Here is a 315-nt window from a genome sequence, read left to right as displayed (position 1 = left end):
TTTTCTTTGTCGTGAAGTAAACTAATCGCTTCAGTAAGTTTTGGTAAGACTGCTTTCACTTTGTCTAATGCTTCTTTCACTTCTGCTGGTGTTGCTTTTTCTTTATTTAACACTTCTTGTGCTTTCGTCTTAGCTTCTTCAATTTCACTTTGTATTCTTCCTAGAGCTTCATTATAAGCAGTGATACTTGCTGGTTTTTTACCTTCGGTAATGCCACGTTGATCTAATTCTGGAAGTTTATGTTGTAATTCTGTTTTATCTGCTCTTAAATCATCTTTCGCTTGATTTAATGCTGTTAATGCTTTTTCTACTTTT

Annotated in this window: 1 pseudogene; it reads right to left on the bottom strand. The window is 33.7% G+C overall.

Features of this window, described 5'->3' with window-relative positions:
* A pseudogene (locus HMPREF2629_RS09375) lies at positions 1-315 on the bottom strand (FIVAR domain-containing protein); the annotation flags it as partial.

The sequence above is a fragment of the Staphylococcus sp. HMSC034C12 genome (assembly GCF_001835895.1).
GTDB lineage: Bacteria > Bacillota > Bacilli > Staphylococcales > Staphylococcaceae > Staphylococcus > Staphylococcus hominis.
This window is presented reverse-complemented; position numbering and strand designations above follow the sequence as displayed.